The following is a 1,033-nucleotide window of genomic DNA, read 5'->3' as shown; positions in this document are numbered from 1 at the left end:
CTCCATCTTCTTCGCGGTGACGCCGCGGGTGACGGACCGCGCGGGCAAGCCGGTCCATCCCGCTCGGCTGGTGACGGCGCGGCCCTGCCTGGGCGTCGGCTCTGGGTGACGCGGTTCGCCGGCGAGAGCCTGCGCTCGGGCCAGCGGGCCGAGGTGGTCGCCGACGCCCGCTACTGGGACGCGCTGCGCCGGCATGCCGATACGGTGGTCATCGACACGCCGGCGGCGGATCGCAGCGACACGGCCATCACCCTGGCGCCGTTCGTGGATTCGACCGTCCTGGTGGTCGCGGCGGAGAGCACCGCGCCGAACGAGCCGCTGATCCTGCGCGACGAGATCGAGGCGGTGGGCGGCAGGATCGCGGGCGTGGTCGTCAACCGCTCGACCTACAATCCGCCGGCCTTCCTGCGCAGGCTGACGGGCTAGCTCTTCAGCGGGTCTTCTGGGCGTCCAGACGCGCCAATTCGCGCGCGCCGTAGAAATGCGGCTCGAAGCCCTTCATCCAGAACAGCTTTCCGATCCCCCGCGCGGTGCGGTCGTAGAACTCGGCGCGCTGGGGACTGGCGGTCAGGGTCAGGGCGGCGGCGCAGGCGCCCCAGACCACGGCCTGGCCCGCTCCGATGATCATCCAGCGGAGAACGCCCGGCCAGTTCCGGCCGGCGGCGGCGGTCTGGCTGGGCCCCTGGCCGTAAGCGAAGGCGCGGGCCAGGGCGTAGCGCAGGGTGGCGCGATGGGCGGGGGGCGAACTCTCCACCCAGCGTCGGCGGCCCAGCCGAAAGCGGCCGCGCGCGCCTTCAGCGCCGCGAACAGGATGTCGTCCTCGCCGCCGGTCTGGTCGGCCGCAGCGCTGAACGGCGCGGCGCCGGGCAGGGCGGCCGAGCGCACCAGCAGGGAGTTGCCGCAGCCCCAAGGCTCGTCGATCAGCCCGGTCTCCGTCGGGCCTCGCGGCCGAAGAAGCGCTCCAGATAGGGCTTCAGCCAGGCCTGGGCGTCCGGGCGCGGCCGCGACGGACCGGAAGACGGCGTCGCGCCCG

2 protein-coding genes are annotated in these 1,033 nt (G+C 73.9%); one reads left to right on the top strand and one right to left on the bottom strand.

The genetic code is table 11. The features are described 5' to 3' along the window. Nucleotides 1-105 precede the first annotated feature (105 nt). Nucleotides 106-426, top strand: coding sequence for a P-loop NTPase family protein (locus tag AC2W7C_RS18375; RefSeq protein WP_486002632.1), 321 nt, complete (start codon nucleotides 106-108; stop codon nucleotides 424-426). A gap of 4 nt (nucleotides 427-430) precedes the next feature. On the opposite strand, the gene AC2W7C_RS18370 is transcribed toward AC2W7C_RS18375, so the two are convergent. Then, nucleotides 431-754 (bottom strand): hypothetical protein, encoded by a 324-nt coding sequence (locus AC2W7C_RS18370; protein ID WP_486002631.1) that lies wholly within the window; start codon nucleotides 752-754, stop codon nucleotides 431-433. Nucleotides 755-1,033 lie beyond the last annotated feature (279 nt).

It is taken from the genome of Brevundimonas sp. CURTG3B2_SDJG, from assembly GCF_057364705.1.
Note: the sequence above shows the minus strand (reverse complement) of the source record. Positions and strands in the feature narration are given on the sequence as shown.